This window comes from Candidatus Woesearchaeota archaeon (genome assembly GCA_020854775.1).
Lineage (GTDB): Archaea > Nanobdellota > Nanobdellia > Woesearchaeales > 21-14-0-10-32-9 > 21-14-0-10-32-9.
The window spans coordinates 102,060-127,965 of the sequence record JAHKLZ010000005.1; the positions used below are offsets into that span (position 1 = coordinate 102,060).

The window sequence follows — 25,906 nt, forward strand, 5'->3', positions numbered from 1 at the left end:
TGTTTAGGCTTTTTTGTTGTTTTTTGTAGTAAATTATTTAAATAATCTTTGTATTAAATTTTAAGGAGGTTGATATTTATGGCGAAGAATGATTTTTGGGGAGATTTTTTCTTCATGACGAGTTTGGTTACGCCTAGGATTATTAAAATTATTAATATGGTTGTAATAATTTTTCTTGGTTTGGGCGTGATTGCGTCTATTTTTGGAGGATTTGTTTCTTTCATTATGGGCGTTGTGGGAGCTGTTGCTGCTTATGTATTCTTGAGGATATGGTTAGAAGTGGCTCTGGTTTTGTTTAGAATTGAGGAAAATACTCGTTCTAAGAAGAAATAATTATTTTTTTCTTTTTTTATTTAATACTACTTAATAGTGATTATTTAGCGATAGTTTTATATATTTTTGTTTATTCTTTAGTTTTATGAAAGTCGTCGCGACCAATATTCCTAGTCCTTTTGATAAGGCCGCGTTAAATATGTACGCTGAAGAATTTAGTTTAGGCATTAATGGATTAGTTGTTTTTCCTGAGAATTCTTTTAACGAGCAAGATTTAGAAAAATTGTTTGAATTAAGTAATCATTACGACGTTGGTTTAGTTGGTACTTTGAGAGAGCAGAATTATCAGAAAGTTATTTGTGTTTCTAATCAGTCTTTAAGTGTTGGTTCGTCTAGTTACACCGGTTATTTTATTCCGCGTATTGATTCTGATTCTTTGTTAATTACTAATTTGGATAAGGCTCTTTTTGATTTTTATTCTGATGATAAACTTTTAAATTTCTGTATTGGCGATAAATCATTTAGTGCTATAACTAGGATCTGTTCAGATATTGGTTTGCCTTATCTTCATGATGATGTTTGTGATTTTTTGATTGTTCCTTCTGAAATAGAGCATCCTAAGGATTGGTTTAAGAAGAATATTGGTTTATTTTCTAATAATTTTAAGGATGATTCTTTAATTATTTATTCTCCTTTGAAAACTAATGATTTTAATGATTGTAATTTTCGAGAAGTTGGAATTTATAATTCTGAACTTAAGAATTTAGGCGTTCAAAAAAAAGATTATGCTGTTTTTGATTTTGGTAATTAGTAGAAATTTATTTTAAGTAATTAGTAATTCTTTGTTTTTATGAAGCAAGATTTCTTGGATCATTATAGGAACGTTGAAGTGGAAGCTTTATCTAGATTAAAGGATTTTGAGCGTTTTCGTGATGCGTCTCACGACGATTTATTTGAGGAATTGGCGTTTTGTGTTTTTGCTGCTAATTCTAGTGCTGAGATGGGTTTGTTAGCTGTTGAATTATTAAGGCCTGTTCTTCATCATGGTTCTTTGGATGATTATAAGCGTAGTGTTCATAAGAAAGTTAGGTTTTATAATAAGCGATCAGAGTATTTATTTTTTAATCGTGAAAAACTTAAAGAATTAGGTATTGATTTGAAGCATGTTGTTTCTGATGAAGATATTCATGTTAAAAGGTTGTTTATTAAGAATAATCTTAAGGGTTTTGGTTTGAAGGAATCTAGTCATTTTCTTAGGAACATAGGTGTTAAAGGATTATGTATTGTTGATAAGCATGTTCTTAGTGTGATGAAGGAATTAGGAGTTCTCGAGGTTGATGAGTTTCCTTTTAAGGACTCTGATTATTTTAGGATTGAGTCGAAAATTAAAGAGTTTGCTGATGAACACAATCTTGATGTTGATGTTCTTGATTTGGCCATGTGGAGTTTTCGTACTGGGAAAATCATTAAGTGATTAATTTTTTTCTTTGAGTTTTTCTAGGAATTTTTCAGGATTTTTTCCTTTTACTTCTTGCCCCCACAATACGAATATCCTGTTGATTTTGTTCCTATACTTCTTTGGCACTATTTTTTTTAGTTCTTTCTCTGTTTGTTCTGGTGTTTTTGTTTTTACTAGTTCGAATACGTTTGCGATTCTGTGTACGTGTGTATCTACGCATATTTCTTGTTCGTCGTAGAGCTCTGCTAATACTAGGTTCGCTGTTTTTATTCCTATTCCAGGCATTTTTATTAATTCTTCTTTAGTTCTTGGCACTTTTCCTTTATGTTTTTCTAGGAGTATTTGCGTTGTTTGTTTTATGTGTTTGGCTTTGGTTTCGTTGTAATTTATTTTTTTTATATCTTCTTTTAATTCTTCTTTTGTCGCGTTCGCTATTTCATTTAAGGTTTTATATTTTTTAAATAATGCTTCTGCGACTGGTATCGTTATTTCGTCTCTTGATTGTGCTGATAGCATCGTCGTTATTAATAATTGCCAGTCTTTTTTCCATCCTTCTCCCGCTAATCTTTTTTTGTTTTTTCCATATTTCTTGTTTGCTTGTTTCCATATTTCTAAGAATTCTTTTTGTTTTTCTTTAATACTCAGGTTTTTATTCATTTTATTAGTGAATAGTTATTTATTTAAAGGTTTTTTTAATTCTTTCTTTTTAATAATTATTTTTGGGTGATATTATGAGTAAGGCTTTGTATATGGATGATTCTTATTTGAAAGAATTTGAGAGTGTTGTTGAAAAAGTTGTTGGCGATTCTGTTGTTTTAAAAGAAACCGCTTTTTATCCTAGTAGTGGTGGTCAGCCTCATGATACTGGCTTCATTGTTAGAGGAGTTGACGAATTCAAAGTTGTTGATGTTCGAAAAGAGAGTGGTGAAATTATTCATGTTCTTGAAGCTAATGGTTTAGTTGCGGGTGATGTTGTTAAAGGTTTTATTGATTGGAATCGTCGTTATAATTTGATGAAAGCACATACAGCGACTCATGTTCTTTGTAGTATTCTTCATAATGAAACTGGTGCTTTGATTACTGGTAATCAATTGTATGAAGATAAATTAAGAATTGATTTCAATCTTGATAATTACGATAAAGAGTTATTAAAAGAATTAGTTAATAAAGCTAATGGTGTTCTTGTTCAAGATCATTCAATTTCTTCTTATTATTTATCTAGGGAAAAAGCTTTTAAGTTGCCTGGAGCTTTGAAGCTCGCTAATATTTTACCTCCTAATATTAAGACTTTGAGGATTGTTGAGATTGAAGGTGTTGATGTTCAGGTTGATGGAGGCACTCATGTTAAGAGCACTTCTGAAGTTAAGAATTTGAAATTGTTAAAAACTGAGAATAAAGGTAAGAATAATCGTAGATTAGTTGTTGGTTTTGAATGAAAATTTTATAAATAAAGGTTTGTTTCAATAATAAAATGAAGTGTCATGTTTGTAATTTGAAAGTTGAACAAGGTATTCTTGGTAAAGTTTTTGGTACTTACGTTAAGAATACTAAAGGCAAGAAAAGATTAGTTTGTAGTTCTTGTCAGTCTAAGCTGTCTCTTGATGAACTTAAAGAAAAAATTGAATAGTGCCTTTGTAGCTCAGTGGTAGAGCGTCTGCCTCGTATCCTCTAAACGAGTTTTTTAGGACTCGATTAAGGGGTGGAGTAAGCAGAAGGTCGCGAGTTCAAATCTCGCCAGAGGCTCTTTTAATTTTAAAAAAAAAATTGTTTTTCAAACAAAGAATTATTTACATTTGAAATCCAAATTTTTTTAAATCTTTGATTTTGAGAATTAATTCATTAGTATTTCTTTTATTTTTTCGTATATCTCAGGGTACTTAGTAGGTTTTATCATATCTCTATGAAAATTATCCACTAAATCACAAGTTCCTTCGAAGTAATAATTCGTGGTGAAGTTTAATTCTGCGCTTCTTGTTTGCACTATGCCGTCTCCGTCTGCTCCGAATGTGTTACAACCCGTTCCTATTAGTAAGTGTATTTGTTTTTTTGGAGGCGATATTTCTTTATTTATGTAATTCATAAACCCGCTTTCTTGGTACATATCGTCGCATTCTGTTTGTCCTCCGAAGAATCTGCACAGATATGCTAGTCTTTGTGGTACTCCTTGGTTAGGTGTTCCTACTAATATTATTGTTCCTAGTGAGTTTTCTCCGTATTTTTCTATGTATGTTCTTGTTACTAATCCCCCCATTGAATGCGCGATTATATCCACTTCTTGTTTTTTGGTTATTTTTTTTATGTATTCTATTATTTCATGAAGTTTCTCTGCGTGTTCTGTTATGCTTTGAATTCTTATTGATAATTCTCCCGGTGTTATTTCTCCGAATCTTAGTACTTCGTAATATGTCGCTTTAAATATTGGTGTTGCAAAGTTTCTTGTTAATTCATTCTCTTCATATTCAGGATAATAAGATGGTCCTATTATTCCTGCAGGATAATATTTATGTTCTTGAGTTATTTGTTTTACGAAGTCGTTAAAAGCGTTCGTGGAATGTAATGCTGAATTAAAGCTATAAAACGAGTATCCATGTAATACTATTAAAGGATTTTTTTGTTGTTGTATGCATTCTTCATAGTCACAGCATGATTCGCATTTGTTTTTGAAACAACACGTCGCTGATACGTCTTCTATTATCTTTATGTTAGGAGTCATTATTTTTATTTCTTTTATTAGTTCTTTTTGTTTAGTTATTATTGGAAATTCTAATTCTGATGTGCATGTTAAGAAATATTTTTGGGTTTCATTTTCTAAATAAGTTAATGGTAAGAAGTATTCTTGTTTTGATTCATTATGATTATTTAAATAATAGTTTTGGTTACTTGTTTCATTTACTCTTTGAGCATAATTCATTAACAAGTTTATTAATTTTGTTGCATTAGTATCATTTATTTGTTGTATTTGCCATTGTAACATCGATTGTTCCACTAATCTTTTTTCTGTATCTATTTCTAGTATTTCTTGTTTTGTTAGATTTTGTCTTTTTGTTTCTTGTTGTTCTTTTAGTTCTTTTTTTAGTTCTTGTATTATTTGTGTTTCTTCACATAATAATGTTGGTTCTTGTATGTTTGTTTCGTTACTTATTATTTTTATTTTTTCATTGCAGTTTTCTTTGTTTTGTAGTAAGCATAAATCATTATTCATTAGTTGAATCCAAGTATTTATTTCATAAAATGATGATTCTTTTAATTCATCATGTGTTTTCTTTAATTGTAAAGATTTGTTTTGTATATCTATTATTAAATTTTTTAATTCTTGATAGTTGTTGAATTTTTTTTCATTTAACGCAGTTAATAATTTGAGATTTAAATGGTGTATTTCTTGTAAATTAGTTTCTGGTTCTTTGTCAGATAATATTATTATTTTGTTTATTTGATTTAACAAGTTTATTTCTTCTCTAAAAGTTGTTAATGTTTGTATTGCTTCATTGTATATTTCTTGTTCTTTTTCTATTATGTATATTAAGTGATTGGCTTTTTCTTTGAAATTTAATGATTTTTCAATCACATTATGTTTTTTTATTTCTTGTTCTACATATGAATAATTCTGTGTTTTCCAATCTTCATTTATTTTATCTAAGTCTTTTTCTAATATGTTTTGAAAAAATATTAATTCAATTATTTCTTTTTCTAAGTGATCTTTTTTCATTTGAGAAATATTGTTAACAATAGCTTGCGCCATTAACGTGTTTGTTTGACCAGCCATTATTAGTTCAGTTATTTCATTTATTATTGTTTGTACTTCTTCTTTTTTTAGTTGTTGTTCTTTGCTTGGTTCGTAATTCATAGTTATTAAAGCAGTTCTTATAACTGGTAAAGTCATTGCTTTACACATATTTGATTCATAATTTATACAACTTATTTCGAACAAATACATTATTTGTCCCGATCCCAATTTATTTGTTGATAATATTGATTCATATTCATGTTTTTTATAGTTTGAAAAATAAAATTCGCCTTTATCTAATATTTTGTTTTCACTTAAATCTTTTAATTCGTATTCACAAGTAGTTTTACAGAAAAGATTTGTTCTTATCTCTGTTTCTATTAATATTTGTTCTTTTTCATTTTGTTTTGTGTTAATATTTATGTTTTGTGGACTTGTTTCCATTATTATTTGTTCTGCGTAGTTTGATCTTATGTTTATCATCATAGCTGATGAAAAATAAAGAATTATTAGGATTGTTAATACAATCAATATTCTAATTAGTTCTTTTTTGTGCTTTTTTAAGTTATCAACAAGGCTTGATTTCTCTTTTTTTATTTTTTTAGAGATTTTTTTGTTTGTTCTCTTTTTTTTATCTTTTTTAGACATTTTTATCTTTTTTAGGATTATGCGTGAAAGTATAAAAATGTATCTTTTAAATCTTTTTTGTTGTGCACTAACAGTTTTTCTGGACTTATTTTAGAAACGAAAGTTTTATATATGTTCTTGATAATCATTTTTTTGTTGCTTTACTAATATTTCAAGCAATAATTATGATTTATAGGAGGGAAGGTTAAATGACGAATTTTTTTTCGATGAGGAGATTTAAAAAGAAGAATTATGATGATGACGACATGTTAGATTCTGAGGATGAATATGTTGAGCTTGATACTAGTGTTGGTTCAAGGAGTGGTTCTTCTAAGGTTATTGTGAGGCCGTTCGTACTTGATGATTTTGCTGACATTAAGTCTATTCTTGAGTGTTTACGTGAAGGAAATACTATTTGTTTAGTTAATATTAGTCCTTTGCGTGAGAAGGATATGATTGAGCTTAAACGCGCCGTTAACAAGTTAAAGAAAACAGTTGAAGCTATTGATGGTGAAATTGCTGGTTTCGGCGAGGATTACGTAGTCGTCGTACCTAGTTTCGCTGAGATTCATAAATCAGCCAGCCCCGCTCAGTTTGAAGATTAATTATTATTTTTTTCTTTTTTTTATATGTTTTCTTACAACAAATTTTTTAAATAGATAAAGAAACTGTTTTTTTATGAATGACGATTTTAATATTGATGTTTTAGAAGGAGAGCAGTGTCCTTTTTGTAAGAAGAATACTTTGACTCTTAGAGAAGCTGAACGAGAGATTCCTTTTTTTGGTCGAGTAGTTGTTTTTTCTATGGATTGTGAGAATGAAGAATGTGGTTATCATAAAGCTGACGTTGAAGCATTAGATAATAAGCCCGCTGTTAAGTGTTCTTTAGTCGTTTCTTCTAAGGATGATTTGAAAGTGCGTGTTATTAAGTCTTCTTTTGCCACTATTGTTATTCCTAGGATTGGCAGTATTGAGCCTGGTGAAGCCAGTAATGGATACGTTACTAACGTGGAAGGAATTATTAATAGGATTAAACGTCAAGTCGAATTTTTAAGGGATAATGCCGAGGATGATTCTGAGCGGAAGAAAGCTAAAAACATGGTTAAAAAGCTTACAAAGGTTCTTATGGGTCAAGAAGAAATCACTATTAATCTAAATGATCCTAGCGGTAATTCTGCTATTATTAGTGATAAAACTGTTAAGAAATAATATTTATATTATTTTTTTTAAGGACACGTAGTCTTTTTTTGCTGTTATTTCTATTTGGTCTTCTGATTTTATTTTTGATATTACTGAAGTCATTTCAGGCAATAATATTCTTGATCCTCTAAAATCCAGATTAGTTATTATTGTACTTTCGTTGTTTATGTCAGCCATTGCTTCTTTTTTAATTTTATTATTATAATTGTCTTTTCTATGCTTAGTTTGTTCATATAAATATTTGGCTATTTTGTCAGCTATATCCACTTTTGTTGCTTTTGTTATTCCTTGCAATCCTGGACTAATATTTGCTTCTATTACTAGGGGTCCTTTGTATCCTTGTAATATATCTACCCCGCATATTTCTGCACCTATTGCTTTTGCTGCTTTTATCGCGATTTGTTTTGTGTGTTCATCTATTTCTATCACTTCTCCTGTTCCACCTGTATGTATATTTGATCTTACTTCGTCTTTTGCTCCTTTTCTTATCATACTAGCTACGACTTTTTCTCCCACTACGAATGCCCTTAAATCAGTCGAGCCTGTATCTATGTATTCTTGTATTATGAATGATTGTTTTAATGCGGATAACGCATCTAGAATAGATGATGCTGAGCTGTATGAATCCGCAAACATCACTCCTTTTCCTTGTGTTCCTTGTGGGAACTTCATGATTATAGGATAATTAAGACTTGATAATAATTGTCTTGCTGAATCTATGGTTGAACTTATGTATGTTTTTGGCATAGGTATGCTGTGTTGTTGCATCATTAATTGAGTTAATAATTTGTCGTGTGCTATTGTGAACGCGCTAGGTATTATTGGCATATAACATTCTTTGTGTAATATAGACGTTAATGATCTTAATATTTGGCTATATCTAAATGAGCCTTTTGCGTATATGCAATCATATTTTTTTAGAGGTTCTCCTTTATGTAAGATTTGTGCTGTGCTTCCTGATATGCTTAGTTCTAGGTTTTTTACGTTTATTTCATCTACTTCTTCAAAGTATTTCTTCATTGCCTCATATGTCCATTTTGAACTTTCGCTTCCTTGGCTTATTATTGCTGCTTTCATTTTGTCACATCTATTAAGAATCCTTGTTTTAATATGTTTCTTCCTATTAGGACTTTGTATTTCATTCTGCTTCTATCCGCGACTGTGAATATAGTCGTCATTTTTTTCTTTTTTAACACTATTTCTGCTTCTACTACAGGCCTTAATGTTTCTCCATGCGCATTTCTTACTGTTTTTACACTCAGTACTGGTCCGAGTTTTAAATCAGCCACTATTCTGGCGTCTATTGAGCTACTGGCGGCTCCCGTGTCTACTCTACCTTCGTATTTTCCTTTTTTTTCTTTAGCATTAATAGTTATGTTTTCAACAGGACCTATTATGATTTTTTGCTCTTCCTTGGTTCTTTTTGTCATGTTTTTAGTTATTTTTGTTTCATTTAAAAATTATTTGGTTTAATTATTTTTTTATTTGTTTTCTTTGTTAGACCCGTAATGTTTATAAATTGATTGTGTTTTCGTGGTTTTTATGGTTGAAAAGAAATGTTTATCATTGAATATTAGTGTAACGAATGATAGGGGCTCTGTTTCTTTTATGTGTCCTAATTGTGGTGATTATGAAATAGTTAGGTCTTCAAAAGCTAGAAAAATAGCTTCTAAGTATACTTGTCCTAAGTGTGGCTTTGTAGGTCCTAATTAAGTAAATAAAAGGAATAAGAGGTATGTATAATGGCTAATGCAATTGTTACTGTAAAAATTATGCCTGAGTCTCCAGAAGTTGATTTAGCTTCTTTGACTGAGGAAGTTAAAAAGAAGATCGCTGATTTCGCTGGTGAAGGTGATACTCGTGAAGAGATTGAACCTGTAGCTTTTGGTCTTAAGGCTTTAAAAATTACTTTCGTTATGGATGAATCCATGGGTAGTCCTGAACCTGTTGAGAAAGAAATTGAAGCTCTTAAAGGTGTTAATTCCGTTGAAGTTATTGATGTTAGACGAGCTATCGGATAATTTTTTTAAATTTTTTTATTAATTCTTTTTTTGACGCATTTGTTTTTATTGCGTTTTCGTTGAAATGAGTTCTTGTTGCTTCGTATCCTGTTTTTTGTAGTTCTTGTATTAGTTGTTCTTTTCGCGGTATTGTTTTGGTTTTTTGTTGACTCGCAATTTCATGTAAATCATAGAAGAAAGGTTCTTGTATTGTTGATTCTTCTTCTAGTATTTTTAATAGTTTAAGGGTTTTTTTGTTTATCTCTAAGTTTTGATTAAGCATTTTTTTTATGAATTCATGATTATTTATTATGCCTGTCCATATAGGTCCTTTTTCTTTGTATAATTCATGTTTTTTTAGTATTTCATCTGTTTTTGTTTTGTTGTTTTGTGATTCGAAGAATATTTTTATGTAGTGATCAGTTGCATATGAAACTAATGGAGTGAGTGCTTTTTCGTGTTGTGCACCTATTAGTTGTACTTTGCGTATTAGTATTCTAGTTGCGAATTCATGCATTAACTCGTTTCTTAAGGGTTCTGCCCAGTATTTTCTTTTGCACGCGCTCGAGTAGCTTCCGCATAGTGCAGAAGTATCTGTGGCTGTTACTCCTAGGATCGCGTTTCTGTTTAAGGCTCTTATTGCTGAATCTAGAAAAGGATTGGGTGTTCCGAAAGGGTCTATGTCTACGTAATCAAAGTGTCCTTCTGTGTTTAGAACTTTATTTGCGTCTTCATTTCTTATTATTATTTTTTCTTTACTTAATTTGTTTAATTCTAAGTTTTGTTCTAGTTTCTCTTTGAATCCTTTTTTTATGTCATTTATCACTATTTTTTTTGTTTTTTCTGGTTTTAGTTCTTTTAGTATTCTTAGTGATCTTATTCCAGTTCCTGCTAGGGGATCTATTATTGTTAGTTCTTTTTTTTCTAACGCGTTTAGAACTAATAAAGTGAAGTCTCTGTTAGTAGTCATGACTGGGTTGTAGAACGAGGGCATTTTTTTATTTACTACTTGTTGTGTTTCCACACATATCTTGGTTTTTCCCTCGGTTACTTTTTTCATAGTGCTACCTGAGTTAAAAAAAAGAAAAATAAAAATAAAAAAAGTTAGTGTTTGTTTGCTTTTCTGCTTGGTCTTGTTTTCTCTGAGCCTATTCCTTTTTTTCTTAAGCCTCGAGATTTTCTTCCTGCACTAGTTAGTCCTCTTAAGACTTTGTTTTTTGTGTCTAGTGCCCAAGCTGTTTCTTTATTTAAGAATACTGATGGATTATCTCTTTCTATTAGTATTACTTCGTACCATATATTTTTTCCGTCTTTTCCTACGTAGTAGCTGTTTAGTACTTCGCAGTTAACGTATTTTTTAGCTGCTCTTTCTTCGCATACTAATTGATAATTCTTTGATACGTCTTTTCTTTGACTGGAGTGAGCTGTTCTTCTTCCTCCTTTTATGTCTGGTCTTTGTCTTCCTCCTCTTGTTGCTTTTTGTCTTACGAGGATGAATCCTTTTTTAGCTTTGTATCCTAAGCTTCTTGCTCTATCTAATCTTGTTGGTCTGTGAATCCTGACTGTTACTGGTTCTCTTCTCCACTGCATTAGTCTTTCTTTGTTTAGTTCTTTGGATTCTTGAGTATTAGAATTCCAGTTTTGTTTGAAATATTTTAGGTATCCCATTTTTTTTTAGCCTCCGTTGTTTTGTTTTTTTATTTGGTTTTCAGCGAAGCTACTCGCCACATTAACCTTGTTTTTAGAAATAACACTTGATTTATAAAGGTTTTTGATTAATGTTTTCGTTGTTTAGACTGTTTATTTTTTGTTTATGTTAAATTTTTTGAAGGTTTCTATTAAGTCTATCATGTATTTTCCGTCTTCTAATTTGTATATTAATGGTTGTTTCTTTTTGAATAGGTTAACTAAGTCTAATTCGTATTTTCCTGGCGCTATTATGTTTATGCTTTCAAAGTCTAGAACTACTGGTAATTCTTTGTCTACGTCTGATCCTATTATGTCATATACGTCTTTTTCTATTTGGTCTTTGTCTTTTTTTGTTAAGTCAAATGTTCTTTCTTTTGCTCTTTTTAAGTCCGTGTCTTTAACGAAGAAGAATAGTTTGCCTCCGCAACTAGTACAGCCTTTCAGTATCGCGCTTGACGCATCTCCATGTAGAACACCGCATTTAACACATTGATGAGGCATTTTTATTCACCTCTATTTCTTGGACAAGTCTTCTGTGAAGAGTTGTATCTTGTCCGGATCTTGTTTTATTTCCTTTATTATCTTTGCCGGACCTATTATTGTTAATCCGTGTCTATTTCCTAGAAGTAAGTTTACTAATTTTGTTTTTAATTTTTTTATGAATCCTTCTGATAAGTTAGTTGTGTTTACCGCACTTAATTCTATTCCTTTGAAGTTATCATTTATTTGTTCCATTGTTTTTTGTATTAGTTCCGCTTCTTCTTCTGGTTTTAATCTTCCTTCTAGTAGCACTATTTTGTTGGCTTTTACTGCTTTTAGTAGTTTTGATATTCTTTTATCTGAGCTTAAGCCATCTATCTCATTGTAAGGTATGAATTGTAATGTTAGCATGTTTCTTTTCACCATTATGAACCCGCCATGTCGAATAATTTGTCATAAAATTCGTCCATGTTTTTTCCGAATTTAGCACTTATTCCTATTACTTCATATTGTGGGAATGCTGCTTGTATTTTCTTTATGTCTGCTTTTTTAAGATCTACTTTGTTTGCAACTACTAATACAGGTATTTTTCTTGCTTCTAAGTTACCTATTATTGTTATGTTAACTTGGCTGTATGGATCTTGTGTTGCGTCTAATACAACTATTACTGTGTCCATGTCATCTAACCATTTTATTGAGTCTATTACTCCTTTTGTTGCTTGTTTTGCTCTTTCTTTTGCTTCTTTTTCTTTCATTCCTACTTTTATGAAGTCTTCATAGTCTATTTTTGTTGCTATTCCCGGAGTATCAACTAAATTAAAAGATAATTCTTTGCCTTTAGATTTTATTGTTATATGCTCTTTTATTTGGATTTCTCTAGTTTCGTGAGCTATGCTTGATACTGAGCCCATTTCTTCTCCTAGCCAATCTACGCATATCTTGTTAGCAAGAGTTGTTTTTCCTCCGTTTGGAGGTCCGTATAATCCTAGTTTTACTTTTTTCTTTTTCCTAAAGAGTCCGTTGAAAAATTTTTTGAAAAAACCTTTAAACTTTTTTATCATGAAAAATTAAACTACCGTAAAGGTATTTAAATCTTTTGTTTACTTATTCTTTAATTAAGAAGTATTAAGTTCTAAAAAAATAGTTTTTAATTTATTTTAATGTTTAGAATTTAAAAAAAAAAAATTTAATAAAAAAAATTGTTTATTTCTTCTTAGCTGGTCTTAATGCTTTTGAAGAACACTTTCTGCAAGATGATTCTCCTTTTAGAACTCTAAGATTAGTTGTTCTTATTTTGGTTTTGCATCTTTTGCATACGAATATGTTGTTTAAAAGTCTTGCTGCTGCTTCTGGAAATTTACCCATTATTTTTCACCGTGTTTAGTTTGATTTTATTTGTTTCATTACTTTTTCGCCTAGTATTACCCAGTACAGAACTATTGTTCCTTCGTTTATTTCTCCTGCTAATTCTTGTGGTATTTCTAAATCAAATGATTCAAATGTTTCTGAGTCCATGACGTTGCATGATGTTCCATGCACGCTTAGTACTTGTGCGTTTCTTTTATCTATTATTGGAATATCAACGTTGTCTGATCCTGGCAACACCATGTTTCTTTTCTTGCCATCTAGTAATCCTACTCCTGAAAAGTTTACTTTTGCGTGTCCGTGTTTTCCTGGTCTCGATATATTAACATCTGATACAATGCATGCTACGCCGTCCATTACTACGTAGTTTCCTTTTTGTAAGCTTCCTGCAGATTTATATTTTATATCACTCATGAATATCACGTCCTGTATAATAGTCAAGAATTACTATTTTATTTAAAAATATTCCTATTTTAAAAAAAAAGAAAAAAAAGAAAAAAAATTTATCCGAAGACTATCTCCGGAGGTCTATTTTTGTCTTTGACTCTTACTTCAACTACTTCGTTTGTTTCTAGTACTCCGTCGCTCGCTGTTACTGTTACGAAGTATGTAGCTGTACATCCTGGTTCGTCACATCCTAGAGGGTGTGCGTCGTCATAAGTAGTTGTGTATTCGCTTGAATTCATCCATCCTGAGAAACTTATAATTATGTCATCTCCATCTGGGTCGTAGGCTTGTACGTTTATTTTTACTGTTTCAGATTCTTGCACAGTTATTGTTTCGATTGGTTTTATTACTGGTGCTCTGTTTCTTCTTTCAACTACTAATTTGAATGTTTCTGTTGTTTCTTCTTTTCCATCACTAGCAGTTATTATTACTTCGTACGTTCCTCTATCTCCAAAGTCAGGAGTCCATGAACCGTCAGCGCTTAGTGGTTCTGAGAAACTTAGAGTTATGTCATCCCCATCCGGATCTGTTACTTTTGGTTGTACTCTTATTGTTTCTGTTTCTATTACTCTTAGTTCATTGATTGTTTCTATTACTGGTGGTCTGTTTTTCTTTTCCACTATGATTTGCATTGATTTTGTCACTTCGTTTTCTGCGTCTCTTGCTCTTACTAGTACTGAGTAGTTTCCTTCATCTCCGTAATCAGTGTCTCTTGTTGATGAGCGCATCCATCCTTCATATGATACTATTACTGGGTCTCCGTCTTCATCGTATATGTTACAGTTTATTTTGACTGTTTCTGTTTCTTGCACCACTATTTTTTCTGGGCATTCTACTACAGGTGGTCTGTTTGCTCTGTCTATTATTATTAGTACGTGTTCAGAAGTTGTTAGTAATCCGTCAGTTACGCTTACTTTTACTAAGTATTGTCCTTCGTCACCTATTCTTGTTAGCCATAGTCCTTCTTGGTTGAATGGTTTTTCAAAAGTTATTTTTACTTCTCCACCGTCAGGATCTTGTGCTTGAACAGGTATTCTTACTAGTTCTCCTTCTACAGCTCTTAATGTGTATGCTGCTTTTGATGCGTCGATTGGATCAATAGGTTTTGGTTCTGTTATTTCATCTATTATTGATAGATTTAAATCATCAGTTAAACCGTTTTGGTCTTGTTCTTTTGGTCCACAAGCAATTAGCATTAAAGACATTGCTAGTATTAATAAAATTGTTAGTTTTTTCTTCATGTTGATATCACCACCCTTCTTCGTGTAGGAAATTTATTTTTGTTTAAACAATTATTGTTTGATTAAAATATTACATATTACTATATAAATATTTCTATTGTTTATCCATTATTGAGTGAATACAAACTTTGTTTGTTGTTTTTTTTTAATCGTAAAATTTATATAAAACAAGGTTCCAGGTATTTTATGCGGGGGAAAGCTAAGTGGATTGTTGTTACAGGGGGCGTTATTTCCACTCTTGGTAAAGGCATTATTGCTAGTTCTATTGGGATGTTGTTGAGGAGCAGAGGTTTTAAGGTTGCTTGTGTTAAGATTGATCCTTATATTAATATTGATGCCGGTACTATGCGTCCTACTGAGCACGGCGAAGTTTTTGTTACTTTCGATGGCGGTGAAACTGATCAAGATCTTGGTAATTATGAACGATTCATGGATCTTAAGTTATCTAAATCTTGCAGTATTACTACGGGTCAGGTTTATTTAGAAGTTATTTCTAAAGAGAGAAATCTCGAATATGATGGCAAGTGCGTTGAAGTTATTCCTCATATTCCTTTAGAAGTTGAGCGTCGTTTAAGAGTTTGTGCTGAGTCTTCTGGTGCTGATTTTGTTATTGTTGAAATAGGCGGTACTATTGGTGATTATCAGAATGTTTTGTTTCTTGAGGCTTTGCGTTCTATGAAGCTTAGAGGTGAAAGTATTGCTTTTGTTCACGTTGCTTATTTACCTATTCCTAATACTGCGGGTGAGATGAAGTCTAAACCTGCTCAGCATTCTATTCGTGCTTTGAATGCTAATGGTTTGCAGGCTGATTTCGTTGTTTGTAGAGCGTCTAGACCTATTGATGATTTGCGTAGGGAGAAGATTTCTTTGTTTGGTAATGTTCCTAAAGAGAATGTTATTTCTTGTGAGGATGTTGAGACTATTTATGAAGTTCCTTTGTTGTTTGATAAGCAAGGTCTTGATTTGAAGATTCTTAAAGTGCTTAACGAACCAGTTAAAAATTTTAATGATGATTTTGTTAAGTGGTCTGGTTTTGTTGATACCATTAAGAATCCTAAGGGCTCTGTCAGAATAGGTATTGTTGGTAAGTATTTTGATACTGGTGATTTCGCTTTAGAAGATTCTTATATTTCTGTGGTTGAAGCGGTTAAGCATGCTTGTTATCATCAAGGTGTTAAGCCTGATATTCAATGGATTAGTTCTATTGCTTTTGAAAGTAATGGTTCTCTTGACGGTTTTGATGGTTTGATTGTTCCTGGTGGTTTTGGTTCTTCCGGTATTAATGGTAAAATTAATGCCATTAAGTTGGCTCGTGAAAATAAGATTCCTTTTCTAGGGTTATGTTATGGTATGCAGTTAGCGGTGATTGAGCATGCTAGGAACGTTTTGGGCTGGAGTGATGCTAATAGTGCTGAGATTAATCCTAATACTAAGTTCCCTGTGATTGATGTTTTGCCGGAGCAAAAAAGGAACATTAAGGAAAAGAATTATGGTGCTAGTATGCGTTTAGGTGATTATCCTGCCGAATTAAAGAAAGGTTCTGTTGTTAAGTCTCTTTATGGTAAGGATTTAGTTGTTGAGCGTCATCGTCATAGATACGAGGTTAATCCTTTATTTAAGGATAAATTAGAAGTTAAAGGATTGGTGTTTAGTGGTTTTTCTCCTAATAAGAAATTAGTTGAGTTCTTGGAAAGAAATGATCATCCTTTCTTTGTTGGTACTCAGGCTCATCCTGAGTTCACTAGTAATTTTTTGAGACCTAATCCTTTGTTTAGTGGTTTTATTAAAGCAGCGATTAAATTTATGTCTGAGAAATAATTTTTATTTTTTTATGAATTGTTCCATTTCTTCAAAGTATTCTTTTGTTTCTTTTAGTAATAAATCGAATTCTTCTCCTGTGATGTTTTGTATTTTTCCATTAGTTATTTTTTTGTTTAGAGAATATAGTTTTCTTAGTATCCAAGGTATTTTTTTGCTTATTAATTTGTTTTTTACTAGTTTGTCTTCTATTAAGTTAGGTATGTCTTCTGGTCCTACTGGTACTTCATTTATTTTCATTAGTGCAGAGTGTGCTACGTCCATCGCGCCCCAGTATAAGTCTAGTACCGCGTCTATTATTCTTCTTTGTGATGTTGCTAAGAATTGTTGTCCTCTGTTGTAATATGACCATAGGGCTTCTTGGCTTGGTTTTATTCTGCCTTGTAATAGTAGTATTTGTATTGGTTCGAAGAATCCTGTGTCATATAATGCATATCCGTCTCTTATTATGTTTATAGCTATAGGATCTCCTGCTCTTATGTATTCCCAGAACGACGTGAATTTCATTGATGTTACGTGTAGCTTATTTGATATTTTTTGAACTGTTTTTTCTATTATTATTCTGTATGTTTGTACTATTTCAGGGACTAATCTTATTGATACATCATCTATTATTAGCAATATGTCTATGTCGTTTGTTTCTTGATTTTTTTTTGCCGCGCTTCCAAATAGTATTATTCCTTTTACTAAGTCTCCTAGTTCGTCGTGTATTTGTTTGGAGAACTTGTAGGCTAGGTCTATGTTGTTTGCAGAATAATTATTTTTTGTTTTAGCACTTTTTTTGTGTATACTGAAGTCCAACGTTACAACCCTCTTTTTATTATTCATTTTTCTTTACTTATTTATATAGTTTTCTGAAGAAGTAAAATGGTGGGTCCGCGGAGATTTGAACTCCGGACCTCACGATTATCAGTCGTGCGCTATACCAGGCTAAGCCACGGACCCTTGTTTTTTTGTTATGTCTAAGGATTAATGAAGCCTTTAAATAATTTTTCTTCGTTTTTTGTTTTTTGTTTTATTTAATTCTGAGGAGTCTTTTTTTTAGAAAAATTTATATTGTTTTAGTTCGTTTTTGTTTTTTATGATTTTTGATGTTGTTACTAATTTTTATTTTTTGAGCGTGTTTGTTGCTTGGATAGTTTCTTGTTTGATTAAGATGTTAATTCATTTTTTTTATTCTGGTAGTTTTTCTTTTTTTGCAGGTTTTAGGAATGGAGGTATGCCTAGTTCTCATTCTGCTTTGATGGGTTCTATTACTTTTGCTTTGTTTCTTGAGCAAGGTTTGTCGCCTGTGTTTTTTTTAGCGTTTGTTTTGGCTACTTTGATTCTTAGGGACGCTGTTACTGTTCGTAGAGAAGTTGGCGTATTGGGTGATTCTGTTAATGTTCTTTTGAAGAAGCAAAAAATTAATTCTTTGAAAGTTGTGTATGGTCATACTTTTTTTCAAGTTTTGGTTGGTTTGTTTATTGGCGTGATTAGTACTGGTTTTTTCTTTTTGGTTTTGCTTATTTAGAAAGGTTAATAAATGATTACTGTTAGTAATCTTTTGATTATTAAAATGTTTAATATTTTTTGTAAAAGAGGTTTGTTTTGAATGGCTGATATCCTTAAGAATCATGAATTATTGGTGAAGTTCGGTTTTATTAATAGTAGTGCCAAGGATTTGTATGAGTATAATGATAAAAAGGGTTATTATGTTCTTAAGCCAGGTGTTAAAGGTGTTACTGCTTATGATGCGAGTCATGCTGATGAGGAGTTAGATGAGGATTATAATATTAGTAGTACTGGCACGTATCAGAATACTGGTTATCCTTCTACTAAGAAGCGTTATAGGTTGATTAGTGAGTCTTTTGGGATGTCGTTGGAAGAGTTGTACTTTTGGAGTATTGGTCATCTTCGTCAAGATAATGGTTTTCCTAAGATGGTTAAAGTTACTGATGTTTTTTCTGCTTCTGAGAATAGTGCTTTTTTTGGTCAGAGTGCTCAACGTCTTAGTATTCAAGAGGATAGGGCTAGTGCTTTTCTTAAGGGTATTTCTGAGTTGGTTAGGACTTTGTTTCAGATTGTTCGTGAGTTGAGGATTATTGATGAGCGTTTAACTGTTTATGGTAATAGGAAGAATTCTAAGAGTGCGGATGCTACTCTTAAGGGTTTGTTTGCTGACTTTGCTGAGAATAAGGGCGGTCAGGCTCAGCCTGGTAGTTTATTTCATCTTTCTAATCAGGTTGGTTACGCAGTTCTTCCTGATTTGTTTTTTAATACTGTTGTCCATAATAAGGATGATGTTGATAAAGTAGTTGATGGTTTGAATTTTAATCAGAGCGTGAAGAGTGTTTTGAAGAGGAAGTTGTATCAGTTCTTGGTTTGGGTTGATGAGACTGAGAAGGAATTAATTACTAGGCGTAGGTTTCAGATTAAGTATTTGCGCCAGCATTATGTTACTATTAAGACTTATATGTCTTGGGTTAAGCCTTATTTGAAGCATATTAAGCGTTTGACTATGAATGAGGAGCAATTGGATAGTCCTGATCTTATTAGTAGTTTTGAGACTTCGTCTACTGAAATAGAAGTTATTGGTTATAAGCCTATTAAGAACGTGAATGCTTGTGTTTTAATGACTTTTCTTTTTAATACTAGGCCTGTTCTTAATTATCAGCAAGAAGCTTCTAGAGGTCCTGTTCATGTTGGTAAGGGCACTATGACTCTTAGGGCTTATGCTTGGACTGATAAGCAGATTGAGATGTATAGGCGAATGAAGGATTATGAGGATCGTGAGTTGCTTGGTTTGGTTGATGATCAGTTGAAGTCAGCGATGGATATGCTTGGTGATGATCTTGATAGTTATATTAGGGAGGCTGAGGGTACTATTGAGGAGCCTGTTGTTTCTAGTGGTAGGGATAAGCTTAAGCCTATTCAGAGTGATTTGAATGTTTTTGATCCTTTTATTAGTATTTTTAAGGGTTTTGGTGAGATTGGTAAGGCTTTTGTTCCTAATATTTCTTTGGGCGGTAAGTCTAAAAAAGGAGAGGTTAGTGAGGGTGATGTTAAGGGTGCTATTAAGGCCGCGTCTGGCGCTATGTGGATGATTTTTAAGAATTATAAGAAGGCGCATGGTATGCTTTCTTGGTAGTTTCTTCGTGCTTGTTTTAATTATTTATTGAGCTTCTTAAAAAAATGAGAGGCACAAAAAATCTTTGATTTTTTAGTGTGTTCAAATCCCGCAAAGATTACTTAAACCAACAACTCTCAAAAAAAGAAAATGCACCGACCGGGATTTGAACCCGGACCAACGGCTATCTTCGCGCATGTGAAGGTTCAGCGAATCTTTGATTCTAGCGCGTGGAAGGCCGCTATCCTACCATTAGACTATCGGTGCTTTGTTTTTTGGTACAAATTATTAATTTATAAAGGTTTTGTATGATTTGGTTTTTTGGTTTTTTGGGTTGTTTTTCGTCTGGTTTTTCTTTTGTTTAAATTAGAAAGCTTTAAATAATTTGATTTTTAAACTTATTATTGAATTATTTTTATTATTTTATTTTTTTTAGTAAAAAAGAGGGTGTGAGTTTTTTTATGAAGACTGTTGATAGTGTTTCGCGTGGTAAGCAGGAGAAGTCTACTAAGTTGCTTTTTGATAGTTTGAGTAAGAAGACTAATTATTATTTGAATAAGCCTTTGGTTACTGATTCTGATTTGTATTATTTTGTTAAGGATTTTTTTCGTGAATTCTTAGATATTAATCATGAGTTATCGTTTGATGAGATTATTAGGGAGCTTGATAAGGTTTTTGTTAATAAAGAAGTGAAGAAGGCCGTTGTTGATTATGTTAATAAGATTAAGGCTGTGGAGTATAAGGATTCTTTTTTTGATGAGGAGAAGATTAGGGATTTGATTAAGGAGTTTTATGATGTTGTTAAGTTTTTGAGGTCTGAGGAGAAGAAGGAGAAAAGTTTTTTTTATAATTTTTTTAGAAAGCTTGGTTTGGTTAGTAGTAATGACGATGATGTTTCTGAGGGTATTACTTTTGAGATTGATACTTCTAAGTTAAGTGATGATGTTTCTAGTAATGATGAAGGAGTTGTTTCTTCTGTTGGTGAATCAAAAATTATTAAGGATGCTGTTGATTCAAAAGTTAAGGATGATGAAGTGGTTAGTGATTTGCCTAGTTCTGATTCTAATGATATTGTTGATTCAGTTATTAAAGATAATAACAAAAAGATTTCTGATACAGATAAAGTTGCTGATTCAAGTGTTAAAGATGAAATCATAAAGTCTGACGAGAAGGATTTGAGTGGTTTTGATGCTGGTAATAATTTTTCTGAGGATGTTGTTTCTAGTTCTGTTGGCGTGATTGATGATTCTTGGTCTAAGACTAAAGATGTTAAGAATAATGTTAAGAGTGATGATTGGTTAAAGGATGTTAATGTTAAGAAGACTAAAGTTAGTAAAGAGTTTTCTGGTGAGGTTTCTGTTGTTTCTGATTCTTCTAAGGATGTTAGTGAGAGTGTTGATAAATCTGTTAATGATGTTAGTGATGAAGAAGTTCCTGTTGTTAATGACTCCGAGGATATTAAAGAGAGTTCTGTTTCTGAGGATGTTGATGTTAAAGATGTTTTTAGGTTGCTTGATGATTCTATGAGTCTTGTTGATAAGGATGATTTGGTTAGTGTGTATATTTCGGTTAATGATTTGTATGAGAAGTTAAGTAAGGATGAAAAAACTAAGGTTTATCCTTTGTTAGTTTCTTTGTATGAGCGTATTTCTAAGCTTTAGTTTTTTTTTATTTGTTGTCTTTTATTGACATTCTTATGAATGAGAATACGTAGAATGTTATTGCTATGAATATTAGTGCTACTGAGCCCATTATTATTTCGAACCAGTTTTGTGATGTGAAGTCTAGTCCTGCTTTTAGTGCTCCTGGTTGTTCTCTTCTTAGGAATTCTTCTTGTGATAATAAGTAGTTACATCCGTTTATTGCTGCATCTATTAGTCTTAATGCGTCTTGTGTTTGTTCTTGTTCTAGCATTCTTGAAGCTGTGTCTAGTAAATCGTTTAGTTCTGCGCATTGAGGACTTGATGTTAGTAAGTCGCGCGCGTATGTTACTAGTGCTCTTACGTTTTCTGGGTTATCTCCCATCATTTCTAGTCCCGCTATTATTAGTGTTTCTGAATCAGTAAATTCTGGGTTTTGTACGTCTGCGAATATGTTTATTTTTATAGGTCCTGGTTTTCTGTAATTTGTTAGGACTAATTTCACGTCTTGTTTTTGTCCTACTGGTAGCGACGGTATGTTTGTTATTGAGAAGAACATTTCTATTTTATCTTCTTCTGAGGATAAATTTTCTTGTAAGTTATTAGTTGTTGTTGCTGATAGTGTTATTCCTGATAATTCAGTTGTCCAATTATTTTTTACTTCTATCGGTATTTCTATTGTTTGATTCTGGTAGAATACCGCGTTTCCTGGATAAATTATTTTTGTTGGTGCTGGGACGTCTACTTCTTCTTGTATTGGCATTGTTATTGTTTCTGTTATTATTATTGTTTTTTCTGATGCTACGTCTCCGTCTGATACTGCTTCTAGTATTTCTATGATTACTTCTTCGCTTGTTACGCTTTCATCGTATTCGTCTGTCGCGGTGAATCGCACTACGCACATTCCTCTTGCGTATCCTATTATTGTTAGGTTTGTTCCTTCAAATACGAAGTCAGCGTTACAATATCCTGCTGTCATTTCGTGGCTGAATGTTAAACTTGGTAATTCTTTTACTCCTGAGAATTCTTCTATGCATGGATTTATTGATGCTGGTCTTGTGTTTGTAGGATCATCATCTGGGTCGTAGAATCGTTGATGCGCGAAGTATCCTAAGTAGTTAGGCCACATTATGCTTCCGCTGAATTTTATGTCGTGTAATGAGTCTTCGCAATAAATTGGTGGTCGATTAACGTTTGATATGTTTACTTGCCACGTCCACGTTGATGATGAATCTATTGCGTCTATTGCTTTCATTGTTATGTTGTTTATTCCTTCGCTGAAGAAATCAAAGTATACTTGGTATGATGAATTATATTTTGAGATAACATTTGTTTTTGTTTCTATTAGTTCCCCGTTCACATATAATTCTGTTTTTAATGAATTGAATTCTCCTTCCGGGTCATTCATATATATTACTGGGTCTATTTCTATGTTCGCGTCGAATACTATGTATGTGTTTTCTTCTCCTTCTATGTATGATGGATTAGTCATTTCTGCTGCGTTTTTGTATCCTGCATATGTTGTTCCGTTTTCGAAGTAAGGTCTTATTTCTGTGAATCTTGGTGGCGTGGTTTCGTTGTATACTCTGAAGTTTATTGTTTGGTTTGTTGAGCTGCCTTCTAGGTCTGTTACTTGAACTGTTATGAATTGTTCTCCTACTGTGTTAGGAACAAATGTTAGTGTTGCTACGTCTTCGTATCCTACGTGTTTAGTGAATGATATTATTGTTATGTTTGATTGGTTTATTGTTGTGTATGTTAGTTCTTCTGTCGGATTCGGTAAGTATAAGTCGAAGTCTGTTGCATATAGTATTTCTGTTCTTGTTCTTCCTTGTGCCATGTTGTTAAATGTTATTTCTTCATCTGTTACGTTATTTCTTGGGTTCATGTCAAAGAATGGCGGATCGTTTTCATTTAGTACTGTGAATACTAGGTTAGTTGTTGAATTTACGTTGCTTGCTCCATGTGAGTCATATAATGTTATTGTTAAGTTATGTGTTCCTACTAGTTCGTTTGCGTACAGTGTTTTGTTTGGTCTTTGGTTTTCTGGATGCGTGTTTGTTTTGTTTATTATCCAGTTTGATAGGTTGAAGTGCCAATTCGTTATGTTCGCGCTTCCTTGCATATACGTATTGTTTTGTTCTAACGCCATTAAGTATATTTCTTGGTTGAATCTTGGGTTGTTGCTTGAAATTGATATGTATACGTTGTCTCCGTCTGGATCCGTTGTGTTGAATGGAACTATTATTTCGTCGTTTTGATTATGTATTATTGGTTCTGTTAGCGTACTTATTATTGGTGGTTGATTCGCTATTATTTCTAGGTTCATTATTCTTGTATGGTTTAGTCCTTGGTTGTCTGTTGCTGTTATTTCTATTTCCCAGTTTCCTATTAAGTCTTGGTTAAGGAATGTTAGCGGCATTACTCCTGTTTGTGAATTTATGTTAAATCTTGAATCATTAGTTGTGTATGTTATTATTCCTGTATTATTAATATCGTAAGTGTGTTGGTCCGGGTCTGTTGCGTTTACTTTGTATACTGCCGATGCCACATATAAGCTTACTGATAAATTGCTCATGTTTGTTTGTCCGCCTATGTTTTGTTCGTATAAGCTTAATTCATGTACTTCAGGGGGATCGTTTACGTTAGTTATGTTAAAGAATACCGGGATTGTTGATGATGAACCTAATTGATCTGTTAATTCTATGTTCATCATTCTGCATATTACGTGGTTGTTTGTTAAATTTGTTATGTTTATTAGTGCTGATGCGTTGTTCCATGAATTATTTAATACTTGTAATGTTTGGTTCCATTCAAAGTATTGTGGGGCGCAATGAGGATCTATTGTTTCGTTATATAAAGGTAGTATTCTGAAGCTTATTGTGTCATTTTCATCAGGGTCTCGTGCTTCTATTAATAATTCGAATGGTTCTCCTTGCGTTCCTATTATATTAGTTAAATTAGTTGTGACATAAGGTAATTCGCTTGTTCTATTTATTTGTAAATTAAACGTTTGGTTCGTTGCAGGTCTGGATTCATTACTTCCGTAACTGTCCGTCACGAATATTGTAACAGTCCAATTTCCTACGTCCGCGTTTGTTGGTTTTCCTTCAGGGAATCCTAAAAGAATTGTTGTTTGATTATTTTCTTCAGGAGTAACTAATTTTAATCCTAATCCTTCATTGTGTGATAATGAGAAGTTTAATGGTAAGTTTAATTCTTCGTCGTATGCTTCTACTAAGTAAGTCCAGTTTGATTCTGGTAACGCATTAAGGCTTAAATCAAGTATTTCTGTTTCGAATCTTGCTTGGTCATTTACTGGTATTATTGTTAATTTAAAGTCTCTGAATACGCTGTATCCTTCTGCTGCTGTTTCTTCTGCTCTTAATCTTATTGTATAATTAATTGGTGATTCTGATGCAGGTAGTGTTGTTCCTGTTAGTGTGTAGTGTGTTGGTTCACACACCATAGTTCCCGTGTTTTGATTTAAGCTATGGCATAAGTCTCTTTCAGATGTGTCTGTTATTGAGTATGATAATGTGTCTCCGTCAGGGTCTGTTGCGTTGAAATAAACGTTGTATACTTCGTCTTCTGTTATTTCTTGATATTCAAATATTTCTGTTCCGTTCGCGAAGAACATTCTTAGATTTGTTGGAGCTGAATTTCTTATTTGTACTGTTCTGTTTCCTTGATGTTCTATTTCTCCTCCTAGATAAGTTGTTACTTCGCAAGTCCAGGTTTCATTTTTTGTTGTTTGGGTTGATGAAACTGTTGTTGAGTTTCCTATTCCTGTTATTTCTCCGTTTCTATACCAGTTTATGTTGTAATAATCGTATCCTTCAAAGTCGAATGAACATATTAGTGTATCTATCGTGTAAGGATTTAAGGGTTCTATGAATACGTTGGGTGAATTGGCGCCTGCTGTGTTTATTAGAAAAATAATTAGCATAGTGACTAATACTAGGATTGTTTGTTTGCTTTTTTTGTTTATTAGTTTTTGTAGCATTTTTATTTTTTGTTTTGTTTTTCTCCTAGTTTTTGTATTATGTATTCTTTTAGTGTCATGTCTCGTGTTATTGCTTCTATTTTTAGTTGTTTGTGTATGTCTTCAGGTATTTTTATGTTTATATTAGCCATTTTTTTATTTTTTTTAACACGACCCTCTTTTTATTTTTCATTTTTTTGTATTTATAAATATTGGTTTTTTTATTTGTGTTTCTTTGTTTTTTTTTAATTAAACAAAAAAAAGACTTATTTTAGTTATTTTTATTATTTTGTTAATTTTAGTTATTTTAATAAGTTTAATAACTTTTTAGTATTTAAATGTTTTGAATAATCAATCAAAAGATAATCTTTATATACTAGGAACTAGACATTGCTTATATGAAAAAAAGTTCTTTATCCAACAAAGAGAAATTGTACGTATTAGCAGGCATTATTGTTTTATTAGTTATTCTATTAATAATTGGTTCAAGTTTATACAATAAGCTTTCTACTTCTTCTAAAGGAAAAATAGAACTAAATTTAAAAGATTCTAAGATTGTTTCCGGGGAAGAAACTCGTCTTTTTGTAATTGTTAAAAACACCGGTTCTTCTTTGATGGAAGGCACTTTGTTCATCACTGCTGATGATGTTTTAGCAGTTAATGTATCTCATGAAGATCCTAGTGTTTTGAACATTAAGCTATATCCAGGAGAATCAGTTACTAGGATTTTTAGTGTTTCTGGAATCACTAACGCTATTAGAACAGATTATAAGTTATTAGCAACAATTAAAAAAGGTAATGAGACTGTGTCTTCAAACGAATTAATTCTTACAGTTACTAAAGATTAAA

Annotated in this window: 29 protein-coding genes and 3 tRNA genes; 15 read left to right on the forward strand and 17 right to left on the reverse strand. The window is 32.1% G+C overall.

Features of this window, described 5'->3' with window-relative positions; genetic code table 11:
* The first annotated feature begins 78 nt into the window (after positions 1–78).
* From KO361_01090 to KO361_01100, 3 genes are all read left to right on the forward strand, one after another.
* The gene (locus KO361_01090) at positions 79–333 is read left to right on the forward strand and encodes a DUF4282 domain-containing protein (protein MCC7574168.1); all 255 of its coding nucleotides are present in this window, start codon (positions 79–81) and stop codon (positions 331–333) included.
* A gap of 85 nt (positions 334–418) precedes the next feature.
* Complete coding sequence (locus tag KO361_01095; GenBank protein ID MCC7574169.1) at positions 419–1,084, forward strand: hypothetical protein; 666 nt, start codon at positions 419–421, stop codon at positions 1,082–1,084.
* A 39-nt stretch (positions 1,085–1,123) separates the two neighbouring features.
* The gene (locus KO361_01100) at positions 1,124–1,747 is read left to right on the forward strand and encodes a hypothetical protein (protein MCC7574170.1); all 624 of its coding nucleotides are present in this window, start codon (positions 1,124–1,126) and stop codon (positions 1,745–1,747) included.
* On the opposite strand, the gene KO361_01105 is transcribed toward KO361_01100, so the two are convergent.
* Entirely contained in the window at positions 1,748–2,389 is a 642-nt protein-coding gene (locus KO361_01105) for an endonuclease III (GenBank protein MCC7574171.1), read from the reverse strand.
* A gap of 74 nt (positions 2,390–2,463) precedes the next feature.
* On the opposite strand from KO361_01105, the gene KO361_01110 reads away from it, so the two are divergent.
* The 3 genes from KO361_01110 (at position 2,464) to KO361_01120 (ending at position 3,475) form a co-directional block, all read left to right on the forward strand.
* Positions 2,464–3,168, forward strand: a complete 705-nt coding sequence (locus KO361_01110) for an alanyl-tRNA editing protein (protein MCC7574172.1) — start codon at positions 2,464–2,466, stop codon at positions 3,166–3,168.
* A gap of 35 nt (positions 3,169–3,203) precedes the next feature.
* A complete protein-coding gene (locus tag KO361_01115; GenBank protein MCC7574173.1) occupies positions 3,204–3,359 on the forward strand; it encodes a hypothetical protein in 156 nt (51 codons plus the stop codon).
* Between the two features lies 1 nt (position 3,360).
* Positions 3,361–3,475: transfer RNA gene (locus tag KO361_01120), tRNA-Thr, on the forward strand.
* 88 nt (positions 3,476–3,563) lie between these two features.
* Here KO361_01120 and KO361_01125 read toward each other — a convergent pair.
* Positions 3,564–6,104: an alpha/beta hydrolase gene (locus tag KO361_01125; GenBank protein MCC7574174.1), complete on the reverse strand. Its 2,541-nt coding sequence runs from the start codon at positions 6,102–6,104 to the stop codon at positions 3,564–3,566.
* A gap of 188 nt (positions 6,105–6,292) precedes the next feature.
* Between KO361_01125 and KO361_01130 the strand changes: the two genes are divergently transcribed.
* Entirely contained in the window at positions 6,293–6,688 is a 396-nt protein-coding gene (locus KO361_01130; protein ID MCC7574175.1) for a cell division protein SepF, read from the forward strand.
* 73 nt (positions 6,689–6,761) lie between these two features.
* Complete coding sequence (locus KO361_01135; GenBank protein ID MCC7574176.1) at positions 6,762–7,292, forward strand: ZPR1 zinc finger domain-containing protein; 531 nt, start codon at positions 6,762–6,764, stop codon at positions 7,290–7,292.
* 3 nt (positions 7,293–7,295) lie between these two features.
* Here KO361_01135 and KO361_01140 read toward each other — a convergent pair whose 3' ends face one another.
* Positions 7,296–8,360: a RimK family alpha-L-glutamate ligase gene (locus KO361_01140; protein ID MCC7574177.1), complete on the reverse strand. Its 1,065-nt coding sequence runs from the start codon at positions 8,358–8,360 to the stop codon at positions 7,296–7,298.
* Positions 8,357–8,713, reverse strand: a complete 357-nt coding sequence (locus tag KO361_01145) for a RimK/LysX family protein (protein MCC7574178.1) — start codon at positions 8,711–8,713, stop codon at positions 8,357–8,359. Before KO361_01145 ends, KO361_01140 begins: the two co-directional genes overlap by 4 nt.
* Before the next feature lie 112 nt (positions 8,714–8,825).
* Here KO361_01145 and KO361_01150 point away from each other — a divergent pair, with 112 nt between their 5' ends.
* Both KO361_01150 and KO361_01155 read left to right on the forward strand, forming a co-directional pair.
* Complete coding sequence (locus KO361_01150) at positions 8,826–8,996, forward strand: DUF1610 domain-containing protein (protein MCC7574179.1); 171 nt, start codon at positions 8,826–8,828, stop codon at positions 8,994–8,996.
* 29 nt (positions 8,997–9,025) lie between these two features.
* On the forward strand, positions 9,026–9,304 hold the full coding sequence (locus tag KO361_01155; protein ID MCC7574180.1) for an elongation factor 1-beta: 279 nt from the start codon (positions 9,026–9,028) through the stop codon (positions 9,302–9,304).
* Here the strand turns inward: KO361_01155 and KO361_01160 are convergent.
* From KO361_01160 to KO361_01195, 8 genes are all read right to left on the reverse strand, one after another.
* Positions 9,294–10,343, reverse strand: coding sequence for a tRNA (guanine(26)-N(2))-dimethyltransferase (locus KO361_01160; protein MCC7574181.1), 1,050 nt, complete (start codon positions 10,341–10,343; stop codon positions 9,294–9,296). The two genes, KO361_01155 and KO361_01160, sit on opposite strands and share 11 nt — an antisense overlap.
* A 44-nt stretch (positions 10,344–10,387) precedes the next feature.
* Positions 10,388–10,951, reverse strand: a complete 564-nt coding sequence (locus KO361_01165; protein ID MCC7574182.1) for a 50S ribosomal protein L15e — start codon at positions 10,949–10,951, stop codon at positions 10,388–10,390.
* 132 nt (positions 10,952–11,083) lie between these two features.
* On the reverse strand, positions 11,084–11,473 hold the full coding sequence (locus tag KO361_01170) for a Zn-ribbon domain-containing protein (GenBank protein ID MCC7574183.1): 390 nt from the start codon (positions 11,471–11,473) through the stop codon (positions 11,084–11,086).
* 12 nt (positions 11,474–11,485) lie between these two features.
* The gene (locus KO361_01175; GenBank protein ID MCC7574184.1) at positions 11,486–11,863 is read right to left on the reverse strand and encodes a DUF2073 domain-containing protein; all 378 of its coding nucleotides are present in this window, start codon (positions 11,861–11,863) and stop codon (positions 11,486–11,488) included.
* A gap of 14 nt (positions 11,864–11,877) precedes the next feature.
* A complete protein-coding gene (locus KO361_01180; protein MCC7574185.1) occupies positions 11,878–12,513 on the reverse strand; it encodes a 50S ribosome-binding GTPase in 636 nt (211 codons plus the stop codon).
* A 142-nt stretch (positions 12,514–12,655) separates the two neighbouring features.
* The gene (rpl40e, locus tag KO361_01185; GenBank protein MCC7574186.1) at positions 12,656–12,817 is read right to left on the reverse strand and encodes a 50S ribosomal protein L40e; all 162 of its coding nucleotides are present in this window, start codon (positions 12,815–12,817) and stop codon (positions 12,656–12,658) included.
* 15 nt (positions 12,818–12,832) lie between these two features.
* Positions 12,833–13,231, reverse strand: a complete 399-nt coding sequence (locus KO361_01190; protein ID MCC7574187.1) for a translation initiation factor IF-5A — start codon at positions 13,229–13,231, stop codon at positions 12,833–12,835.
* Between the two features lie 89 nt (positions 13,232–13,320).
* Positions 13,321–14,505 (reverse strand): hypothetical protein, encoded by a 1,185-nt coding sequence (locus KO361_01195; protein MCC7574188.1) that lies wholly within the window; start codon positions 14,503–14,505, stop codon positions 13,321–13,323.
* A gap of 186 nt (positions 14,506–14,691) precedes the next feature.
* On the opposite strand from KO361_01195, the gene KO361_01200 reads away from it, so the two are divergent.
* Entirely contained in the window at positions 14,692–16,323 is a 1,632-nt protein-coding gene (locus tag KO361_01200; GenBank protein ID MCC7574189.1) for a CTP synthase, read from the forward strand.
* A gap of 3 nt (positions 16,324–16,326) precedes the next feature.
* On the opposite strand, the gene KO361_01205 is transcribed toward KO361_01200, so the two are convergent.
* Both KO361_01205 and KO361_01210 read right to left on the reverse strand, forming a co-directional pair.
* Positions 16,327–17,124 (reverse strand): hypothetical protein, encoded by a 798-nt coding sequence (locus KO361_01205; protein ID MCC7574190.1) that lies wholly within the window; start codon positions 17,122–17,124, stop codon positions 16,327–16,329.
* 67 nt (positions 17,125–17,191) lie between these two features.
* A tRNA-Ile gene (locus KO361_01210) sits at positions 17,192–17,268 on the reverse strand.
* Between the two features lie 136 nt (positions 17,269–17,404).
* On the opposite strand from KO361_01210, the gene KO361_01215 reads away from it, so the two are divergent.
* Positions 17,405–17,836, forward strand: coding sequence for a divergent PAP2 family protein (locus KO361_01215; protein ID MCC7574191.1), 432 nt, complete (start codon positions 17,405–17,407; stop codon positions 17,834–17,836).
* Between the two features lie 81 nt (positions 17,837–17,917).
* The gene (locus KO361_01220) at positions 17,918–19,453 is read left to right on the forward strand and encodes a hypothetical protein (protein ID MCC7574192.1); all 1,536 of its coding nucleotides are present in this window, start codon (positions 17,918–17,920) and stop codon (positions 19,451–19,453) included.
* A gap of 130 nt (positions 19,454–19,583) precedes the next feature.
* On the opposite strand, the gene KO361_01225 is transcribed toward KO361_01220, so the two are convergent.
* Positions 19,584–19,699: transfer RNA gene (locus KO361_01225), tRNA-Gly, on the reverse strand.
* 194 nt (positions 19,700–19,893) lie between these two features.
* On the opposite strand from KO361_01225, the gene KO361_01230 reads away from it, so the two are divergent.
* Entirely contained in the window at positions 19,894–21,093 is a 1,200-nt protein-coding gene (locus KO361_01230) for a hypothetical protein (GenBank protein ID MCC7574193.1), read from the forward strand.
* A 7-nt stretch (positions 21,094–21,100) separates the two neighbouring features.
* Here the strand turns inward: KO361_01230 and KO361_01235 are convergent, their stop codons facing one another.
* Both KO361_01235 and KO361_01240 read right to left on the reverse strand, forming a co-directional pair.
* Positions 21,101–25,078 (reverse strand): hypothetical protein, encoded by a 3,978-nt coding sequence (locus KO361_01235; protein MCC7574194.1) that lies wholly within the window; start codon positions 25,076–25,078, stop codon positions 21,101–21,103.
* A gap of 2 nt (positions 25,079–25,080) precedes the next feature.
* Positions 25,081–25,209 (reverse strand): toxin-antitoxin system HicB family antitoxin, encoded by a 129-nt coding sequence (locus tag KO361_01240; protein ID MCC7574195.1) that lies wholly within the window; start codon positions 25,207–25,209, stop codon positions 25,081–25,083.
* Positions 25,210–25,455: 246 nt separating this feature from the next.
* Between KO361_01240 and KO361_01245 the strand changes: the two genes are divergently transcribed.
* The gene (locus KO361_01245; protein ID MCC7574196.1) at positions 25,456–25,905 is read left to right on the forward strand and encodes a hypothetical protein; all 450 of its coding nucleotides are present in this window, start codon (positions 25,456–25,458) and stop codon (positions 25,903–25,905) included.
* The last annotated feature ends 1 nt before the right edge of the window (position 25,906 follow it).

Excerpts from the sequence above, each read along its gene's own strand:
- KO361_01090 (MCC7574168.1), top strand. The coding sequence starts at position 79 with ATGGCGAAGAATGATTTTTGGGGAGATTTTTTCTTCATGACGAGTTTG.
- KO361_01095 (MCC7574169.1), top strand. The coding sequence starts at position 419 with ATGAAAGTCGTCGCGACCAATATTCCTAGTCCTTTTGATAAGGCCGCG.
- KO361_01100 (MCC7574170.1), top strand. The coding sequence starts at position 1,124 with ATGAAGCAAGATTTCTTGGATCATTATAGGAACGTTGAAGTGGAAGCT.
- KO361_01105 (MCC7574171.1), bottom strand. The coding sequence starts at position 2,389 with ATGAATAAAAACCTGAGTATTAAAGAAAAACAAAAAGAATTCTTAGAA.
- KO361_01110 (MCC7574172.1), top strand. The coding sequence starts at position 2,464 with ATGAGTAAGGCTTTGTATATGGATGATTCTTATTTGAAAGAATTTGAG.
- KO361_01115 (MCC7574173.1), top strand. The coding sequence starts at position 3,204 with ATGAAGTGTCATGTTTGTAATTTGAAAGTTGAACAAGGTATTCTTGGT.
- KO361_01125 (MCC7574174.1), bottom strand. The coding sequence starts at position 6,104 with ATGTCTAAAAAAGATAAAAAAAAGAGAACAAACAAAAAAATCTCTAAA.
- KO361_01130 (MCC7574175.1), top strand. The coding sequence starts at position 6,293 with ATGACGAATTTTTTTTCGATGAGGAGATTTAAAAAGAAGAATTATGAT.
- KO361_01135 (MCC7574176.1), top strand. The coding sequence starts at position 6,762 with ATGAATGACGATTTTAATATTGATGTTTTAGAAGGAGAGCAGTGTCCT.
- KO361_01140 (MCC7574177.1), bottom strand. The coding sequence starts at position 8,360 with ATGAAAGCAGCAATAATAAGCCAAGGAAGCGAAAGTTCAAAATGGACA.
- KO361_01145 (MCC7574178.1), bottom strand. The coding sequence starts at position 8,713 with ATGACAAAAAGAACCAAGGAAGAGCAAAAAATCATAATAGGTCCTGTT.
- KO361_01150 (MCC7574179.1), top strand. The coding sequence starts at position 8,826 with ATGGTTGAAAAGAAATGTTTATCATTGAATATTAGTGTAACGAATGAT.
- KO361_01155 (MCC7574180.1), top strand. The coding sequence starts at position 9,026 with ATGGCTAATGCAATTGTTACTGTAAAAATTATGCCTGAGTCTCCAGAA.
- KO361_01160 (MCC7574181.1), bottom strand. The coding sequence starts at position 10,343 with ATGAAAAAAGTAACCGAGGGAAAAACCAAGATATGTGTGGAAACACAA.
- KO361_01165 (MCC7574182.1), bottom strand. The coding sequence starts at position 10,951 with ATGGGATACCTAAAATATTTCAAACAAAACTGGAATTCTAATACTCAA.
- KO361_01170 (MCC7574183.1), bottom strand. The coding sequence starts at position 11,473 with ATGCCTCATCAATGTGTTAAATGCGGTGTTCTACATGGAGATGCGTCA.
- KO361_01175 (MCC7574184.1), bottom strand. The coding sequence starts at position 11,863 with ATGCTAACATTACAATTCATACCTTACAATGAGATAGATGGCTTAAGC.
- KO361_01180 (MCC7574185.1), bottom strand. The coding sequence starts at position 12,513 with ATGATAAAAAAGTTTAAAGGTTTTTTCAAAAAATTTTTCAACGGACTC.
- rpl40e (MCC7574186.1), bottom strand. The coding sequence starts at position 12,817 with ATGGGTAAATTTCCAGAAGCAGCAGCAAGACTTTTAAACAACATATTC.
- KO361_01190 (MCC7574187.1), bottom strand. The coding sequence starts at position 13,231 with ATGAGTGATATAAAATATAAATCTGCAGGAAGCTTACAAAAAGGAAAC.
- KO361_01195 (MCC7574188.1), bottom strand. The coding sequence starts at position 14,505 with ATGAAGAAAAAACTAACAATTTTATTAATACTAGCAATGTCTTTAATG.
- KO361_01200 (MCC7574189.1), top strand. The coding sequence starts at position 14,692 with ATGCGGGGGAAAGCTAAGTGGATTGTTGTTACAGGGGGCGTTATTTCC.
- KO361_01215 (MCC7574191.1), top strand. The coding sequence starts at position 17,405 with ATGATTTTTGATGTTGTTACTAATTTTTATTTTTTGAGCGTGTTTGTT.
- KO361_01220 (MCC7574192.1), top strand. The coding sequence starts at position 17,918 with ATGGCTGATATCCTTAAGAATCATGAATTATTGGTGAAGTTCGGTTTT.
- KO361_01230 (MCC7574193.1), top strand. The coding sequence starts at position 19,894 with ATGAAGACTGTTGATAGTGTTTCGCGTGGTAAGCAGGAGAAGTCTACT.
- KO361_01235 (MCC7574194.1), bottom strand. The coding sequence starts at position 25,078 with ATGCTACAAAAACTAATAAACAAAAAAAGCAAACAAACAATCCTAGTA.
- KO361_01240 (MCC7574195.1), bottom strand. The coding sequence starts at position 25,209 with ATGGCTAATATAAACATAAAAATACCTGAAGACATACACAAACAACTA.
- KO361_01245 (MCC7574196.1), top strand. The coding sequence starts at position 25,456 with ATGAAAAAAAGTTCTTTATCCAACAAAGAGAAATTGTACGTATTAGCA.